17 protein-coding genes are annotated in these 15,270 nt (G+C 70.4%); all 17 read right to left on the bottom strand.

The window, feature by feature from the left end; genetic code table 11:
* Positions 1–46: 46 nt before the first annotated feature.
* The 17 genes from FB457_RS25880 to FB457_RS25800 all read right to left on the bottom strand — a co-directional run bounded on the left by FB457_RS25880 (position 47) and on the right by FB457_RS25800 (position 15,100).
* On the bottom strand, positions 47–487 hold the full coding sequence (locus FB457_RS25880; RefSeq protein ID WP_047018155.1) for a DUF2550 domain-containing protein: 441 nt from the start codon (positions 485–487) through the stop codon (positions 47–49).
* 36 nt (positions 488–523) lie between these two features.
* Positions 524–907 carry a F0F1 ATP synthase subunit epsilon gene (locus FB457_RS25875; RefSeq protein WP_047018154.1) on the bottom strand — a complete coding sequence of 128 codons (384 nt, stop codon included), beginning with the start codon at positions 905–907 and terminating at the stop codon, positions 524–526.
* Positions 908–1,014: 107 nt separating this feature from the next.
* On the bottom strand, positions 1,015–2,466 hold the full coding sequence (gene atpD, locus FB457_RS25870; protein ID WP_047018153.1) for a F0F1 ATP synthase subunit beta: 1,452 nt from the start codon (positions 2,464–2,466) through the stop codon (positions 1,015–1,017).
* Between the two features lie 2 nt (positions 2,467–2,468).
* Positions 2,469–3,410, bottom strand: a complete 942-nt coding sequence (locus FB457_RS25865) for a F0F1 ATP synthase subunit gamma (protein ID WP_145783467.1) — start codon at positions 3,408–3,410, stop codon at positions 2,469–2,471.
* A 2-nt stretch (positions 3,411–3,412) separates the two neighbouring features.
* The gene (gene atpA / locus FB457_RS25860) at positions 3,413–4,984 is read right to left on the bottom strand and encodes a F0F1 ATP synthase subunit alpha (protein WP_047018151.1); all 1,572 of its coding nucleotides are present in this window, start codon (positions 4,982–4,984) and stop codon (positions 3,413–3,415) included.
* Positions 4,985–5,088: 104 nt separating this feature from the next.
* Positions 5,089–5,904, bottom strand: coding sequence for a F0F1 ATP synthase subunit delta (locus tag FB457_RS25855; RefSeq protein ID WP_047018150.1), 816 nt, complete (start codon positions 5,902–5,904; stop codon positions 5,089–5,091).
* Positions 5,901–6,467: a F0F1 ATP synthase subunit B gene (locus tag FB457_RS25850; protein WP_078898450.1), complete on the bottom strand. Its 567-nt coding sequence runs from the start codon at positions 6,465–6,467 to the stop codon at positions 5,901–5,903. The genes FB457_RS25855 and FB457_RS25850 overlap by 4 nt, the downstream gene beginning before the upstream one ends.
* Positions 6,468–6,496: 29 nt before the next feature.
* Positions 6,497–6,739: an ATP synthase F0 subunit C gene (gene atpE / locus FB457_RS25845; protein ID WP_026276655.1), complete on the bottom strand. Its 243-nt coding sequence runs from the start codon at positions 6,737–6,739 to the stop codon at positions 6,497–6,499.
* An 80-nt stretch (positions 6,740–6,819) separates the two neighbouring features.
* Positions 6,820–7,638, bottom strand: coding sequence for a F0F1 ATP synthase subunit A (atpB, locus tag FB457_RS25840; protein ID WP_047018149.1), 819 nt, complete (start codon positions 7,636–7,638; stop codon positions 6,820–6,822).
* A 196-nt stretch (positions 7,639–7,834) separates the two neighbouring features.
* A complete protein-coding gene (locus tag FB457_RS25835; protein ID WP_047018148.1) occupies positions 7,835–8,284 on the bottom strand; it encodes a Cg1360 family ATP-synthase-associated protein in 450 nt (149 codons plus the stop codon).
* A 257-nt stretch (positions 8,285–8,541) separates the two neighbouring features.
* Positions 8,542–9,942, bottom strand: a complete 1,401-nt coding sequence (locus FB457_RS25830; RefSeq protein ID WP_047018147.1) for an MraY family glycosyltransferase — start codon at positions 9,940–9,942, stop codon at positions 8,542–8,544.
* Between the two features lie 147 nt (positions 9,943–10,089).
* On the bottom strand, positions 10,090–10,722 hold the full coding sequence (locus FB457_RS25825; RefSeq protein WP_047018146.1) for an arsenate reductase/protein-tyrosine-phosphatase family protein: 633 nt from the start codon (positions 10,720–10,722) through the stop codon (positions 10,090–10,092).
* Positions 10,719–11,366, bottom strand: a complete 648-nt coding sequence (locus tag FB457_RS25820) for an L-threonylcarbamoyladenylate synthase (protein WP_047018145.1) — start codon at positions 11,364–11,366, stop codon at positions 10,719–10,721. The genes FB457_RS25825 and FB457_RS25820 overlap by 4 nt, the downstream gene beginning before the upstream one ends.
* A 13-nt stretch (positions 11,367–11,379) precedes the next feature.
* Positions 11,380–12,237, bottom strand: a complete 858-nt coding sequence (gene prmC, locus FB457_RS25815; protein ID WP_047018144.1) for a peptide chain release factor N(5)-glutamine methyltransferase — start codon at positions 12,235–12,237, stop codon at positions 11,380–11,382.
* A gap of 37 nt (positions 12,238–12,274) precedes the next feature.
* Positions 12,275–13,363 (bottom strand): peptide chain release factor 1, encoded by a 1,089-nt coding sequence (gene prfA / locus FB457_RS25810; RefSeq protein ID WP_047018143.1) that lies wholly within the window; start codon positions 13,361–13,363, stop codon positions 12,275–12,277.
* Between the two features lie 144 nt (positions 13,364–13,507).
* Entirely contained in the window at positions 13,508–13,729 is a 222-nt protein-coding gene (rpmE, locus tag FB457_RS25805) for a 50S ribosomal protein L31 (protein ID WP_047018142.1), read from the bottom strand.
* 222 nt (positions 13,730–13,951) lie between these two features.
* Positions 13,952–15,100: an LCP family protein gene (locus FB457_RS25800; protein ID WP_047018141.1), complete on the bottom strand. Its 1,149-nt coding sequence runs from the start codon at positions 15,098–15,100 to the stop codon at positions 13,952–13,954.
* Positions 15,101–15,270: the final 170 nt, after the last annotated feature.

Raw genomic sequence — 15,270 nt, 5'->3', positions numbered from 1 at the left:
CGGGTTCAGGCCCTTTCCCGTTCCCACGGACGGGTGGCCGTACGCGCTACGCCACGTTGACACGCTGCCCCGGGGGGGCCGCCTCCAGCCAGGCGAGAAAGCCGGTGAGCGCGTCCTCGCTCATCGCCAGCTCGATCCGGTCCTCGTCGTGCCGGCAGGCCAGCACGACGGCGTCGGAGAGCAGGGCGAGTTCCTCCTCGCCCGCGGGGGCCCGGCGCTCCAGCACCTCGATGCCGTCCCGCCGCAGCACGCGGCGCGGCCTCGGTGCGTACGAGAAGACGCGGAACCACTCGATGACGTCACCGCTGTAGCGGGCGACGCCGTACGCCCAGCCCTTCCCGGGCCGGTCGGCGCGGGCTGACCAGCGCAGACTGCAGTCGAAGGTGCCGCCGGCCCGCTGGATGAGGCGGCGGCGCAAACCGAAGAGGAAGAGGCCGAGCAGCAGCAGGGCGACCACCGCCCCGGCCAGCAGCAAAGCGAGGATCATCTCCACAGACCTCCTCGCCGCTCCTCTCGCGTGGCCTCAGCGACCCGCCACGGCCAGGAGCCGCACTTCCGCGCGCCGCTCCGCTCCCGCGTCCGCGTCGGCTTTGGCCCGCTCCAGGGCGCGCTCCGCGCGCTCCACGTCGATCTCGTCGGAGAGCTCGGCGATCTCGGCGAGGAGCGAGAGCTTGTTGTCCGCAAAGGAGATGAAGCCGCCGTGCACGGCCGCCAGGACCGTGCCCTCGCCGCTGGCGCCCGTCGTACGGATCGTCACGGGGCCGGACTCCAGCACCGTGAGCAGCGGCTGGTGTCCGGGCATGATGCCGATGTCACCGGACGGGGTGCGCGCGATGACCCGGGTGGCCTCGCCGGACCAGACGCTACGGTCCGCGGCGACCAACTCGACGTGCAGCTCGGCCACGATGGCTCCTCAACTGGGGTTTAGCAGAGAATAACGGGTTTGCGGGCCGGGGGCGGGGCGAACCCCGCCCCCGGGTGGCTCGGAGCCGGTGAGAACCGCGGGCGCATCCGTCAGGAGACGCCCAGCTCCTTCGCCTTGGCCTTCAGGTCCTCCAGGCCACCGCACATGAAGAACGCCTGCTCGGGGAAGTGGTCGTACTCGCCGTCGGCGATCGCGTTGAACGCGGCGATCGACTCGTCCAGCGGCACGTCGGATCCGTCGAGACCGGTGAACTGCTTCGCCGCGTGGGTGTTCTGCGACAGGAAGCGCTCGATCCGGCGGGCGCGGGAGACGGTGAGCTTGTCCTCCTCGGAGAGCTCGTCCATACCCAGAATGGCGATGATGTCCTGCAGGTCCTTGTACTTCTGCAGGATCGCCTTCACGCGCGTGGCGCACTCGTAGTGGTCCTGCGCGATGTAGCGCGGGTCGAGCACCCGGGAGGTGGAGGCCAGCGGGTCCACCGCGGGGTAGATGCCCTTCTCCGAGATCGGACGGGACAGCTCCGTCGTCGCGTCGAGGTGGGCGAAGGTGGTCGCCGGGGCCGGGTCGGTGTAGTCGTCCGCGGGCACGTAGATCGCCTGCATCGAGGTGATCGAGTGGCCGCGGGTCGAGGTGATCCGCTCCTGGAGCAGACCCATCTCGTCCGCCAGGTTCGGCTGGTAGCCCACCGCGGAGGGCATGCGGCCGAGCAGGGTGGAGACCTCGGAGCCGGCCTGGGTGAAGCGGAAGATGTTGTCGATGAAGAACAGCACGTCCTGCTTCTGCACGTCGCGGAAGTACTCCGCCATCGTGAGACCGGCCAGGGCGACGCGCAGCCGGGTGCCCGGCGGCTCGTCCATCTGCCCGAAGACCAGCGCGGTCTGCGGCAGCACGCCGGACTCGGCCATCTCCGCGATCAGGTCGTTGCCCTCACGGGTGCGCTCGCCGACGCCGGCGAAGACCGAGACGCCTTCGTGCAGCTTGGCCACACGCATGATCATCTCTTGGATGAGCACGGTCTTGCCGACGCCCGCGCCGCCGAAGAGGCCGATCTTGCCGCCCTTGACGTACGGGGTGAGCAGGTCGACGACCTTCAGACCGGTCTCGAACATCTCGGTCTTGGCTTCGAGCTGGTCGAACGGGGGCGCCGTGCGGTGGATCGCCCAGCGCTCCTGGATCTCCGACTCGTCGACCTCGTCGTTGAGGATCTCACCCAGGGTGTTGAACACGCGGCCCTTGGTGACGTCGCCGACGGGGACCGTCAGGCCCTCGCCGGTGTCGGTCACCGGGGCCTGGCGGACCAGGCCGTCGGTGGGCTGCATGGAGATGGCGCGGACCAGGCCCTCGCCGAGGTGCTGCGCGACTTCCAGGGTCAGCACCTTGATCTCGCCCGCCTGGGCGGGGTCGGCGACCTCGACGGTCAGCGCATTGTAGATCTCGGGCATCGCGTCGACGGGGAACTCCACGTCGACGACCGGGCCGATGACCCGCGCGACGCGGCCGGTCGCCGTGGCCTTCGCTTCGGTGGTCGTAGCAGTGGTCATGATTATCGGTCACTCCCCGCAGAGGCGTCGGCCAGGGCGTTCGCGCCACCGACGATCTCGCTGATTTCCTGGGTGATTTCGGCCTGGCGGGCCTGGTTGGCTAGCCGCGTGAGCGACTTGATGAGCTCCTCGGCGTTGTCCGTCGCCGACTTCATCGCACGGCGGGTGGCGGCGTGCTTGGAGGCGGCCGACTGCAGCAGCGCGTTGTAGATCCGGCTCTCGACGTACCGCGGCAGCAGCGCGTCGAGCACGCCGTCCGCGGACGGCTCGAAGTCGTACAGCGCGTGGTACTCCTGCTCCTTCTTGCGCGCCTCCTCGAAGACCTCCGCGGAGTCCGCGGCGGTCTTCTCGAAGACGATCGGGAGCAGCCGCCTGTCCACCGCGGTCTGCGTCATCATCGAGTGGAACTCGGTGTAGACAATGTGGATCTCGTCCACGCCGCCCTCCGAGGTCTCCTTGCTCAGCGCCTCGATGAGCGGCGCGGCCACCCGCTTCGCGTCCGCGTAGGTCGGGTTGTCGGTGAAGCCGGTCCAGGACTCGGCCACCGGCCGCTCGCGGAAGCCGAAGTACGAGACGCCCTTGCGGCCGACGATGAAGTGGTCGACCTGCCTGCCCTCGCCGGTCAGCCGGTTCGTCAGCGTCTCGGTCTGCTTGATGGCGTTGGAGTTGTAGCCGCCGGCCAGACCGCGGTCGCTGGTGATCATCAGCACCGCGGCCCGCACCGGCCGCTCCACCTCGGTGGTGAGCGGGTGCTTGGTCTCGGAGCCCGCGGCCACCGCCGTGACGGCGCTGGTCAGCTCGGTCGCGTACGGCGTGGAGGCCGCCACCTGGCGCTGCGCCTTGACGACGCGCGAGGCGGCGATCATCTCCATCGCCTTGGTGATCTTCTTGGTCGCAGAGACGCTACGGATCCGCCTCTTGTAGACCCGCATCTGGGCGCCCATGCTCAGCCCTCGCCCAGCAGCTTGCCGTCCGAGGTCTCGAACTGCCGCTTGAAGGACTCGACCGCCTCGCGGAGCGCCTCGATGGTCTCGTCGGGCATCTTGCCGCCCTCACGGATGCCCGTGAGCAGGTCCTTGTTCTCCCGGTGCAGGTGGTCGAGGAGCTCGCGCTCGAACCGCTTGACGTCCGCGACGGGCACGTCGTCCAGGATGCCGTTGGTGCCGGACCACACGGACACGACCTGGTCCTCGGTGGGGAAGGGCGCGTACTGCGGCTGCTTCATCAGCTCCATCATCCGCTGACCCCGCTCCAGGGCCGCCTTGGAGGCGGCGTCCAGGTCGGAGCCGAAGGCGGCGAACGCCTCCAGCTCGCGGAACTGCGCCAGGTCCAGCTTCAGCCGTCCCGAGACCTGCCGGATCGCCCGGTGCTGGGCGGCACCGCCGACGCGGGAGACCGAGATACCGACGTTCAGCGCCGGGCGCTGGCCCGAGTTGAACAGGTCGGACTCCAGGAAGCACTGACCGTCGGTGATGGAGATCACGTTGGTCGGGATGTACGCCGACACGTCGTTCGCCTTGGTCTCGATGACCGGCAGGCCCGTCATCGAACCGGCGCCCAGGTCGTCGGAGAGCTTGGCGCAGCGCTCCAGCAGCCGGGAGTGCAGGTAGAAGACGTCACCGGGGTACGCCTCGCGGCCCGGCGGGCGGCGCAGCAGCAGCGACACGGCGCGGTACGCCTCGGCCTGCTTGGACAGGTCGTCGAAGATGATCAGGACGTGCTTGCCCTGGTACATCCAGTGCTGGCCGATGGCCGAGCCGGTGTAGGGGGCCAGGTACTTGAAGCCCGCCGGGTCGGACGCCGGGGCCGCCACGATCGTGGTGTACTCCAGCGCACCGGCCTCCTCCAGCGCGCCGCGCACGCCGGCGATCGTGGAGCCCTTCTGGCCGATCGCCACGTAGATGCAGCGGACCTGCTTGTTCGGGTCGCCGGAGCGCCAGTTGTCGCGCTGGTTGATGATCGTGTCGATGCCGAGGGCGGTCTTGCCCGTCTGCCGGTCACCGATGATCAACTGGCGCTGGCCGCGGCCGATGGGGGTCATCGCGTCGACGGCCTTGTAACCCGTCTCCATCGGCTCGTGCACCGACTTGCGCTGCATGACCGTGGGAGCCTGCAGCTCCAGCGCACGGCGGCCCTCGGTCGCGATCTCGCCGAGGCCGTCCACCGGCTTGCCCAGGGGGTCGACGACCCGGCCCAGGTAGCCGTCGCCGACCGGCACGGAGAGGACCTCGCCGGTACGGGTGACCGGCTGCCCCTCCTCGATGCCCCTGAACTCGCCGAGGACGACCGCACCGATCTCCCGCTCCTCCAGGTTGAGGGCGAGGCCGAGGGTGCCGTCCTCGAACTTCAGCAGCTCGTTCGCCATCGCCGAGGGCAGCCCCTCGATCTTGGCGATGCCGTCCATGGCCTGCGATACCGTGCCGACCTCTTCGCGCGAGGCCGCGTCCGGCTGGTACGACTGGACATAGCTCTCCAGCGCGTCCCGGATCTCCTCCGGCCGGATCGTGAGCTCCGCCATCTGGGTTCCCTGCTCTCCTTGTTGGGCCCGTAAGTTCTTGCGTCCACGGCCCAACTCGGGCCGCTGGTGATGCTCTGGAGTTGGTGTGTGACGATCGGTGACCGTCAGCCCGCCATACCGCGCTTCACCTCGTCGAGGCGGTCGGCGACGGAGCCGTTGATGACCTCGTCGCCCACCCGCACCGAGATCCCGCCGAGGACCGCGGGGTCCACGTCCAGGTTCAGGTGCATGTCCCGGCCGTACAGCCGGGACAGCGCGGCGCCCAGGCGCTCCTTCTGCCCGTCGCTGAGCGGCACGGCGGTGGACACGACCGCGACCATCCGGTCCCGGCGCTCCGCGGCGAGCTTGGAGAGGGCCTCCAGGCCCCCTTCCAGGCTACGGCCCCGCGGCCGTTCGACGAGCCGCACGACCAGCCGCTCGGTGACCGGGTTGGCCCGGCCGCCCAGTAGCGTGTGCAGCAGCCCGGCCTTGGCGGCGCCGGTGCCCACCCGGTCGGTGAGCGCCCCGCGGAGCTGCTTGTCGCCCGTGACGATCCGGCCGAACCGGAACAGCTCGTCCTCCACCTCGTCGAGCTCCCCCGCCCGCTGCGCGGCGGTGAGGTCCGCGGTGTCGGCGAGCTCCTCGAGCACGTCGACCAGGTCACGCGCCCGCGACCAGCGGGCCCGTACCATCCCGGCGACCAGGTCGGCGGCCTCGCCGCCGATCTGCCCGCCGAGGACCCGGCCGGCCAGCTCGGCCTTGGCCTCACCGGGCTGCGCCGGGTCGGTCAGCGCCCGCCGCAGCGTCACCTCACGGTCCAGCAGGGCGGTCACGGCGGCCAGCTCCCCGGCCAGCTCCGCCGCGTCGACCGAGGTGCTGTCGGTCAGCGCGTCGAGCTGGTTCCGGGCGGCGGCCAGCGCCTCGCGGCTCGCTCCGTTCATGCCCCGGCCTCGGCCTTCGTCCCGGACTGGGCGGCGGCCTTGGCCTCCAGCTCGTCCAGGAACCGGTCGACGACGCGGCTCTGCCGGGCGTGGTCCTCCAGGGACTCGCCGACCAGCCGGCCGGCCAGCTCGGTGGCCAGCGCGCCGACGTCCTGGCGCAGCGCCAGCGAAGCGGCCTTCTTGTCGGCCTCGACCTGGGCGTGACCGGCGGCGATGATCTCCTCACGCTGCCGCTGGCCCTCGGCCCGCATCTCGGCGATGAGGGCCGAACCCTGCTCGCGAGCCTCCTCGCGCAGCCGGTTGGCCTCGTGCCTGGCCTCGGCGAGCTGGGCCTTGTACTGGTCCAGCGTCTGCTCCGCCTCGATCTGGGCGGCCTCGGCCTTCTCCATGCCGCCCTCGATGGCCGCCTTGCGCTCCTCCAGCACCTCGTTGATGCGGGGCAGGAGCTTCTTGGCCAGCAGGCCGAAGACGATGAGGAAGGCGATCAGGCCGATGACGAGTTCCGGCATCGGCGGGATGAGAGGGTTCTGCTCCTCTTCGGCCGCGATCTGCAGGAGGTTCACATCGGTGCCTTTCGTCGGAAGGAGTCCGCTCAGGACGGGTAAACGAACGGCATGACGATGCCGATGAGGGCGAGCGCCTCACAGAAGGCGAAGCCCAGAATCATGTTCTGCCGGATCAGGCCGACGGCCTCGGGCTGGCGGGCCATGGCCTGCACACCGTTACCGAAGATGTAGCCGATACCGACACCGGGGCCGATCGCGGCGAGGCCGTAGCCGATGGCGCCGAGGTTGCCCTTGATCTCGACGGCGGCGAGAGTCTCCATGACAGCCATGGGTGTTTCTTCCTTCTCTTCTACGGGCCGGTGGGGGTTGGCCACCGGACGAATCGGGGTGGTGCGGGTGGTGCGGTGGCTCAGTGCGCCTCTTCGAGTGCGCCCGAGATGTAGCTGGCGGTCAGCACGACGAACACGTACGCCTGGACGGCCTGGATGAAGAGCTCGAAGGCGATCATCACCATGACCATCACGAAGGCCACGGGCGCGTAGGCGAAGCCCCAGCTGTTCATGAAGAACCAGGTGGCGATGGTGAACATCACGAGCAGCAGGTGGCCGGCGAACATGTTCGCGAAGAGCCGCACCGCGTGCGTGAAGGGCCGCACGAGCACGTTGGAGAAGAACTCGATGAGCATGACCAGCGGCAGCACACCGCCCAGCGACTTGTCGTAGCCGGTGAGGTTCTTGAACCCGCCAACGAAGCCGTGCCGCTTGAAGGTCAGGGTCATCCAGGTCACGTAGACCACGCCCGCCAGGGCGGCCGGGAAGGCGATGATCGAGGTCACCGGGAACTGGGCGAGCGGGACGATCGACCAGAGGTTCATCAGCCAGATGAAGAAGAAGAGGGAGACCAGCAGCGGCACCCACTTCTCGCCTTCCTTCTTGCCGATGGTCTCGTACGCGATGCCGCGGCGGACGAAGTCGTAGCCGGACTCGGCGACCATCTGCAGCTTGCCCGGGACGACCTTGGGGCTCGCGAACGCCTTCCAGAAGAAGACGCAGAGCACCAGCGTCGTCACCAGCGCCAGCAGGATCGGCTTGTTGAACTCGAAGCTGCCGATCGTGAACATCGGCTTGAAGACGAACGAGTGCAGGCCGGGGGACTGGAAGCCGCAACCACCTTCAACGAAGATCTTGCAACTCGCGTCGAAAGCGAGCGTCGTATCAGCAGCACTCACCGGCGAGCTCCTTCGGCGTGACGCATGGCTACGGCAACCTCAATGTGTCGGTGTTGTGCACCGCTGGAGAGCGGTACGTGACAGGACGGGATACGGCCGGCGGGGTGCGGTGCGGCCCAGGGGCCCACGGCGCACGCGCGCACCGGCGCGGCAGGGGGACCATAGCAGTCGCGGATCACTGCTCGGCCGGCGGGTGTCATCGCCCGGCCTCGGTGGCTGTACCGGAGCGCTGTTCACCCGCTCCGGTTTCTCGCTCCGGCTCCACGTACGGCAACTTCAGCCGGAAGTGGGTACGGCCCATGGCCGCGGTGAACACCAGGGCCGCGGCGAGCACCGTGAAGCCGAACGCCTTGGTGTTGAAGAGCGTCGTGTCCTTGAACAGGCCCATGACGACGGCGAGCAGCAGCACCTGGGAGGTGTAGGTGATCAGCGCGATCCCGAGGAAGAGCTCGGGGTTCTTGCGCGAGAAGTGCTGGAGTGCGAAGAGGCCGAGACAGAAGAAGGCAAGGACCACCACGGTGGCTGCGGCGGCTCCCACACCGCCCTTCACACCGGCCGCGAGTGAGCTGATGACCACTGCGACGACGCCGGCGAGGGCGGTCGGAATCGCGGCGCCACGGAGGATCCGGGCGTCGTTGACCTGCATATGAGGAGTCTCCGGCGGGAGTCGGGAGCAACTGGTCGACGGTGACGAGCATGTCCCCCGGTGCGGGTGCACCGCGTCGAGGGGCATCGCGCCAGAGAACCGTCGCACTACGGTCCTTCGGCTCTGCACCGGGTTCTCGTGAACGGTATCACAAGCATCTTGACCCGAGCTTTACTCAGGAAGTGTGCTGCCCGTCACACGAAAGGGCTATGTCGGCCACGTCGCTCCGCTCACCTGGAGATATGCCTGCTACGGCGTCAATGTCCGGTCCGGCGCCAGCGCGAGCGCTCCCCCACGGCCGTGGAACCGCTGATGCCCGCGGGGATGAGCTCGTGCCCCTGTGAACCGGGCGCCCCCTGCGCACCGTTCGCCCCGCTTGCAGCGTCTGCTGCGCTTGCCGTGCTTGTTGCGTTTGCCCCGTTGACCGCGGTGCCGCCGGCCGGCGCCGGGTCGCCGCCGGGGCCCTCGCCGCCTGGCGCGTCACCGGCGTCCCCGGGGCGGCGGTAGCGCGGCGGTACGAGCCTGTTGGCCCAGGACGGCGTCTTCGGGGCGAACCGCGGCATCAGCAACAGCACGAGCCCCGCGGCGCTCAGCCCGACCGCGCCCAGCACCACCCAGACGTTGTCGGCCTGCACCGAGAACGCCACCATCCCGAACGCGACCAGCGCCGACCAGAAGTACATGAGCAGCACGGCCCGCATGTGCGAGTGGCCCATCTCCAGCAGCCGGTGGTGCAGGTGCCCCCGGTCGGCCGCGAACGGCGACTGGCCGCGCCAGGTGCGCCGTACGACGGCCAGCACCAGGTCCAGCATCGGGATCGCCAGGATCGTCAGCGGCAGCACCAGCGGGATGAACACCGGCACCGTCGAGCGCACGGCCTCCTTCTCGCTGCCCGCGAAGACCTTCAGTGCGTCCGGATCCACCTGCCCGGTGATGGAGATCGCCCCGGCGGCCAGCACCAGGCCCAGCAGCATCGATCCCGAGTCGCCCATGAAGATCCGCGCCGGGTGCACGTTGTGCGGCAGGAAGCCGACGCACATGCCCAGCAGCACGGCGGAGAAGAGCGCGGCGGGGGCGGCGGCCTCGATCCCGTAGCCGAACCAGATGCGGTACGCGTAGATGAAGAACGCCGCCGAGGCGATGCCGACCATGCCGGCGGCCAGCCCGTCGAGGCCGTCCACGAAGTTGACGGCGTTGATCGAGATGACGACGAGGGCGACGGTCAGCAGCGTGCCCTGCATCGGCGTCAGCACGACCGTGCCCACGCCCGGGACCGGGATCCACAGGATCGTCAGGCCCTGCAGCACCATGACGCCCGCGGCGATCATCTGCGCGCCGAGCTTGAGCAGGGCGTCCACGCCCCACTTGTCGTCGAGGACGCCGATCAGCCAGATCAGCGCGGCGCCGGAGAGCAGCGCCTTCGGCTCGTTGAGCTCGAAGACCCGCTCGAATGCCTGCAACTGCGACGCGACGAGCAGCGCGGCGCACATCCCGCCGAACATGGCGATGCCGCCGAGCCTCGGCGTCGGCTCGCTGTGCACGTCACGGTCCCGGATTTCCGGCATCGCGCCGGCCGCGATCGCGAACTTCCGCACCGGGCCGGTCAGCAGATACGTGACAGCGGCTGCGATGCACAGCGTCAGCAGGTATTCACGCACAAGCTGCCCCAGAGGTTTCGCTGTTCCGTTCAGCCACACACACTAGCCCGCTCCCGGCCCTCCGTTCTCCGGGTACGGACGCAGGGCCCGTCCGGGCCCTGAAGAAAGAGACCCCTCAGACGCCCGACCGGTTGCATCCGGCCATCGTCAGGCGGCCGCCGGCACCCCTGTGAGCGCCGTCACCACCGGGTCCAGCGCCTGGCCGATCTCCTCGCCGATGCGCCGGAAGTACGGCACGGGCGCCCCGTACGGGTCGTACACCTCGTCCGCCGCCGGGCTGGGCGCCAGCAGCCAGCCGCGCAGCGCCGCCGCGGCCTGGACCAGCGCGTGCGCGCGCGCCACGGGGCCCTCGCGGGCCGGCGGCAGCGTGGCGGAATCTATGGCCCGTACCAGCCGGGCGAACTCCTTGAGCGTGAACGTGCGCAGCCCCGCGGAGTGGCCCATGGAGATCACCTGCGCCCGGTGGTCCCGGGTCGCGGTGAGCACCAGATCCGCCCGGATCACGTGCTCGTCGCGCAGCTCCCGGGCCGCGAACCCGTCCGGGTCCGCCCCCGACTCCCGCAGCACCGTCGCCGCGTGCGCCTCCATCGGCGCCCCCTCGTGCCCCCAGGTGCCCGCGCTCTCCACCGCGATGCCCGCCGCGGGCCGCGGGCCGAGGCGCACGTCGAGGGCATGCCGCGTCAGCCGCTCGGTGATCGGCGAGCGGCAGACGTTGCCGGTGCTGACGTGGAGGATCCGGAATCCCTGTATGTCCCCCGTGCGCCCTTCGGGCGCGGTCAACTGGCGACCTCGAGCCCGCCTGCGACCTCGCGCAGTTGCTCCGCGGTCACCGCGCCCTCGCGCAGCAGCACCGGCGTGCGGCCGGTGATGTCCACGATCGAGGACGGCACCGCGGCCGGCGTCGGGCCGCCGTCGAGATAGACCGAGACCGACTCGCCCAGCATCTCCTGGGCGGCGTCGCAGTCCTGGGGGGCGGGGTGGCCGGTGAGGTTGGCGCTGGAGACGGCCATCGGGCCGACCTCCTTGAGCAGTTCGAGCGCCACCGGGTGCAGCGGCATCCGCACCGCCACCGTGCCGCGGGTCTCGCCCAGGTCCCAGGTGAGCGACGGCTGGTGCTTGGCGACGACGGTCAGCGCGCCCGGCCAGAAGGCGTCGATCAGCTCCCACGCCTCCTCACTGAGGTCCTTGACGAGCCCGTGCAGCGTGTTCGGCGAGCCGATGAGCACCGGGGTGGGCATGCTGCGCCCGCGGCCCTTGGCGTCCAGCAGCGCCGCCACCGCCTCGCCGGCGAAGGCGTCGGCGCCGATGCCGTAGACCGTGTCGGTGGGCAGGACGACCAGCTCGCCGCGGCGGACTGCGGACGCGGCCTCGCGCAGCCCGGTCCTGCGATCGGCCGCATCGCTGCAGTCGTAGCGCCGTGCCATGTCAATCTCCTTCTCAGGTACGGACCCTGCGGGCGGTCGCGAATCGAGGCCGGTTGTTGAGGTCGGGGTGGTCGGCGGCGTCCGCCCAGCCGCGTTCCTCGGTGAAGAGCCACGGCACCTGGCCGCCCTGGGTGTCGGCGTGCTCGACGACCAGCACCCCGCCGGGGCGCAGCAGCCGCCGGGCCGCGACCTCCAGACCGCGGATGAGGTCGAGGCCGTCCTCGCCCGAGAAGAGCGCGGCCTGCGGGTCGTGGTCGCGGGCTTCCGGGGCGACATGCTCCCACTCGGTCAGCGGGATGTAGGGCGGATTGCTGATGACCAGGTCGACCTGGCCGTTCAGCTCCGGCAGCGCGGTGCGCGCGTCTCCATGGTGCAGCACGACGCGGGCGCCGCCGTCGTTGTGCGCGGCGTTCTTGCGCGCCCAGTTGAGCGCCGTCTCCTCCAGCTCGACCGCGTGCACGGCGGCCCGCGGCACCTCCTGCGCCATGGCCAGCGCGATGGCGCCGGAGCCGGTGCACAGGTCGACGATGAGCGGCTCGACGACGTCCATGGCGCGGACGGCCGCTATGGCCCAGTCCACCACAGACTCGGTCTCCGGGCGGGGCACGAAGACGCCGGGGCCGACCTGGAGTTCCAGATAGCGGAAGTAGGCGACGCCGGTGATGTGCTGCAGCGGCTCGCGGGCCTCGCGGCGGGCGACGGCCTCCCAGTAGCGGGCGTCGAAGTCGGCGTCGGCGACGCGGTGCAACTCGCCGCGGGGCACGCCGTGCACGTACGCCGCCAGCTCCTCCGCGTCGAACCGCGGGGAGGGCACGCCGGCGTCGGCGAGCCGCCGCGTGGCCTGGGCCACTTCGACGAGCAGCAGGTTCACGTTCCCTCCGGTCCCTCGGCCGTATCCCGTGCGGTGCTCAGCCCGCGTCCGCGAGCTTGGCCGCGGCGTCCGCGTCCACGCATGCCTGGATCACCGCGTCCAGCTCCCCGTCGAGCACCTGGTCCAGGTTGTACGCCTTGAACCCGACCCGGTGGTCGGAGATGCGGTTCTCCGGGAAGTTGTACGTGCGGATGCGCTCCGACCGGTCCACGGTACGCACCTGGCTGCGGCGCGCGTCCGCCGCCTCCTTCTCCGCCTCCTCCTGCGCCTCGGCGAGCAGCCTCGCCCGCAGGATACGCATCGCCTGCTCCCTGTTCTGAAGCTGGCTCTTCTCGTTCTGGCAGGAGACCACGATGCCGGTGGGCAGGTGCGTGATGCGTACCGCGGAGTCCGTCGTGTTGACGGACTGCCCGCCGGGGCCCGAGGAGCGGTAGACGTCGATGCGGAGGTCGTTGGGGCCGATCTCGACCTCGTCGACGTCCTCGGCCTCGGGCAGCACCAGCACGCCCGCGGCGGAGGTGTGGATACGGCCCTGCGACTCGGTGGCCGGGACCCGCTGCACGCGGTGCACGCCGCCCTCGTACTTCAGCCGCGCCCACACGCCCTGGCCGGGCTCGGCGGCCCTCTGACCGGCGCCGCCCTTGAGCTTCACCGAGACGGAGACGTCCTTGTAGCCGCCGAGGTCGGACTCGTTGGCGTCCAGCAGCTCCGTCTTCCAGCCCTGCCGCTCGGCGTAGCGCAGGTACATCCGCAGCAGGTCGCCGGCGAAGAGCGCCGACTCCTCGCCGCCCTCGCCCGCCTTGACCTCCAGGATGACGTTCTTGTCGTCACTGGGATCGCGCGGTACGAGCAGCAGCCGCAGCCGCTCGGTGAGCTCCTCGCGCTCCCGCTCCAGGCTCTTGGCCTCGGCGGCGAAGTCCGGGTCCTCCGCGGCCAGCTCCCGGGCGGCGGCGGCGTCCTCGCCGGCCCGCTCCCAGGCGCGGTAGGCGGCGATGATCGGGGTCAGCTCGGCGTAGCGCTTGTTGAGCCGGGTGGCGCGGCGCTGGTCGGCGTGCACGCCGGGGTCGGCGAGCTGCCGCTCGAGGGTGGCGTGCTCGCCGATGAGATCCTTGACGACCTCGAACATCGTGGGGCGCTCCGTAGGGGGAAGTAGCAGGACCAGGCGCGGGCGGCCGGGCGGGAGGAGAAGTGCCGGCCGGGCGGGACGAAAAACGTGCGCCGGCCCGGTCCGCCCCTCTTCGGGGCGGCCGGCCCGGCGCACGCGGACGGGCTACTTCTTCGCCGCGGCCTGCTTGCCGAAGCGGGCCTCGAAGCGGGCCACGCGGCCACCGGTGTCGAGGATCTTCTGCTTGCCCGTGTAGAACGGGTGGCACGCGGAGCAGATGTCCGCGCGGATGGTGCCGGAGGTGACGGTGCTCCGGGTGGTGAAGGAGTTACCACAGGTACAGCTCACCGTGGTCTCCACGTACTCCGGGTGGATGTCGCGCTTCAAGGGATTCTCCTAGGTTCGGGAGGGCTCCGGGTCGATCGGCGGGATGCGTCACGTGAACCGGGGCCGACGTACCAGTCTACGAGGACCGGTCGTGCTCGCCAAAACGGGTCCCGGGCCCGCTTTATTCCACGCCGGACGCCGCGGGCGGCGGCGACCCGGCGGCCGCCGGGTCGCGGTACCGAGCCGGCGGGGGCGGGTCCCGGGGGCGCTCACGCTCCGGGGTCAGTCCGCCGCCGCCTGTGCACCGCCGCCGGGCGCGACCTCCTCCAGGCCGTCGCCGGGGGCCGGCGGGGCGGCGACCACGTCGCGTTCCCCCTGCCCGCCCGCGTCCCCCTTCAGCGCGGACTTCGGTATCGGCCGGTCCTCCCGCAGCGCCTTCCAGACCTGCGCGGCCTCCTTCTCCTTCGGCACCACGCGGTTGCTGTCCTGCTTGTCGGCCGTCACCGGCAGGGTGGCCATCCGCATGTCGTTCGGGCCTATGTCGCCCAGGCTCTCGGCCAGCCGGCGCAGCTTGTTCACCGTGCCGAGACCGTCGTCCGTGGTGATCGACTTGGTGGCGGTGTCGGCGAGCCCGATGAGCTTCCCGGGGCTGGTCAGCAGGTCGACCTGGCCGACCTGCTGCACCAGCGCCTTGACGAACACCTGCTGCAGCTCTATCCGGCCCAGGTCGCTGCCGTCGCCGACGCCCTTGCGGGTACGGACCAGGCCGAGCGCCTCCTCGCCGTCCAGGGTGTGCGTGCCGGCCTTGAGGTCGAGGTGGCTGTCGGGGTCGTCGATGTCCTGGCGGGTGGTGATCTCCACGCCGCCGAGCTGGTCGATGAGCCGCTTGAAGCCGCTGAAGTCGACCTCGACGAAGTGGTCCATGCGCACGCCGGTCATCTTCTCCACGGTCTTGACCGTGCAGGCCGGGCCGCCGACGGAATACGACTCGTTGAACATCGCGCGCTTCGCGGCGGGGGCGGTGTCCCCGTCGTCGCGGCTGCACTCGGGGCGGTCGACGAGGGTGTCGCGGGGGATGCTGACGACGCTGGCGCGCTTCCGGTCCTCGTAGACGTGCACGATCATCGCGGTGTCGGAGCGGGCGCCGCCGCCGTCGCGGCCGTATTTCGCGTTGTCGCCGGCCCGGGAGTCGGAGCCGAGGACGAGGATGTCCGTGGAGCCGTTCGGCAGGTCCTCCGGCCGGTCGCCGCCGAGCTTGGCGTCGAGGTCGACGCTGGTCAGATTGCCGTTGAGACGGAAGTAGAGGTACGTGAAACCGGCCCCGCCGAGGACCATCACCCCGACGAGCGTCCAGACCGCCACGAGGACCGCCTTGCGGCGGCGGCCGCGCGGCCGGTGGCCGGGATCCCCGTCGTCGTACGGTTCCGTCATCGGCTCCTCACCTCAGCCGCTCAGGTCCCTGGTTTGTCGCGGGTATATCCGAACTTTTCCCCACATTCCCCGACAGGGATCACCTAAAAGGGTTACACACGTACTGCTGAACGCGCAAAAGCCTCCCCTCGTTCCAAGGGGAGGCTTTTGCCTACGAAAACCGTCCGACC

This window comes from Streptomyces sp. CNZ287, assembly GCF_007827615.1.
Note: the sequence above shows the minus strand (reverse complement) of the source record. Positions and strands in the feature narration are given on the sequence as shown.

Bases quoted from the DNA above. Each gene is read 5' to 3' on its own strand.
- FB457_RS25880 (WP_047018155.1), bottom strand. From the start codon at position 487: ATGATCCTCGCTTTGCTGCTGGCCGGGGCGGTGGTCGCCCTGCTGCTG.
- FB457_RS25800 (WP_047018141.1), bottom strand. From the start codon at position 15,100: ATGACGGAACCGTACGACGACGGGGATCCCGGCCACCGGCCGCGCGGC.
- atpD (WP_047018153.1), bottom strand. From the start codon at position 2,466: ATGACCACTGCTACGACCACCGAAGCGAAGGCCACGGCGACCGGCCGC.
- FB457_RS25820 (WP_047018145.1), bottom strand. From the start codon at position 11,366: ATGGCACGGCGCTACGACTGCAGCGATGCGGCCGATCGCAGGACCGGG.
- FB457_RS25865 (WP_145783467.1), bottom strand. From the start codon at position 3,410: ATGGGCGCCCAGATGCGGGTCTACAAGAGGCGGATCCGTAGCGTCTCT.
- atpE (WP_026276655.1), bottom strand. From the start codon at position 6,739: ATGGCTGTCATGGAGACTCTCGCCGCCGTCGAGATCAAGGGCAACCTC.
- FB457_RS25855 (WP_047018150.1), bottom strand. From the start codon at position 5,904: ATGAACGGAGCGAGCCGCGAGGCGCTGGCCGCCGCCCGGAACCAGCTC.
- FB457_RS25835 (WP_047018148.1), bottom strand. From the start codon at position 8,284: ATGCAGGTCAACGACGCCCGGATCCTCCGTGGCGCCGCGATTCCGACC.
- prfA (WP_047018143.1), bottom strand. From the start codon at position 13,363: ATGTTCGAGGTCGTCAAGGATCTCATCGGCGAGCACGCCACCCTCGAG.
- atpA (WP_047018151.1), bottom strand. From the start codon at position 4,984: ATGGCGGAGCTCACGATCCGGCCGGAGGAGATCCGGGACGCGCTGGAG.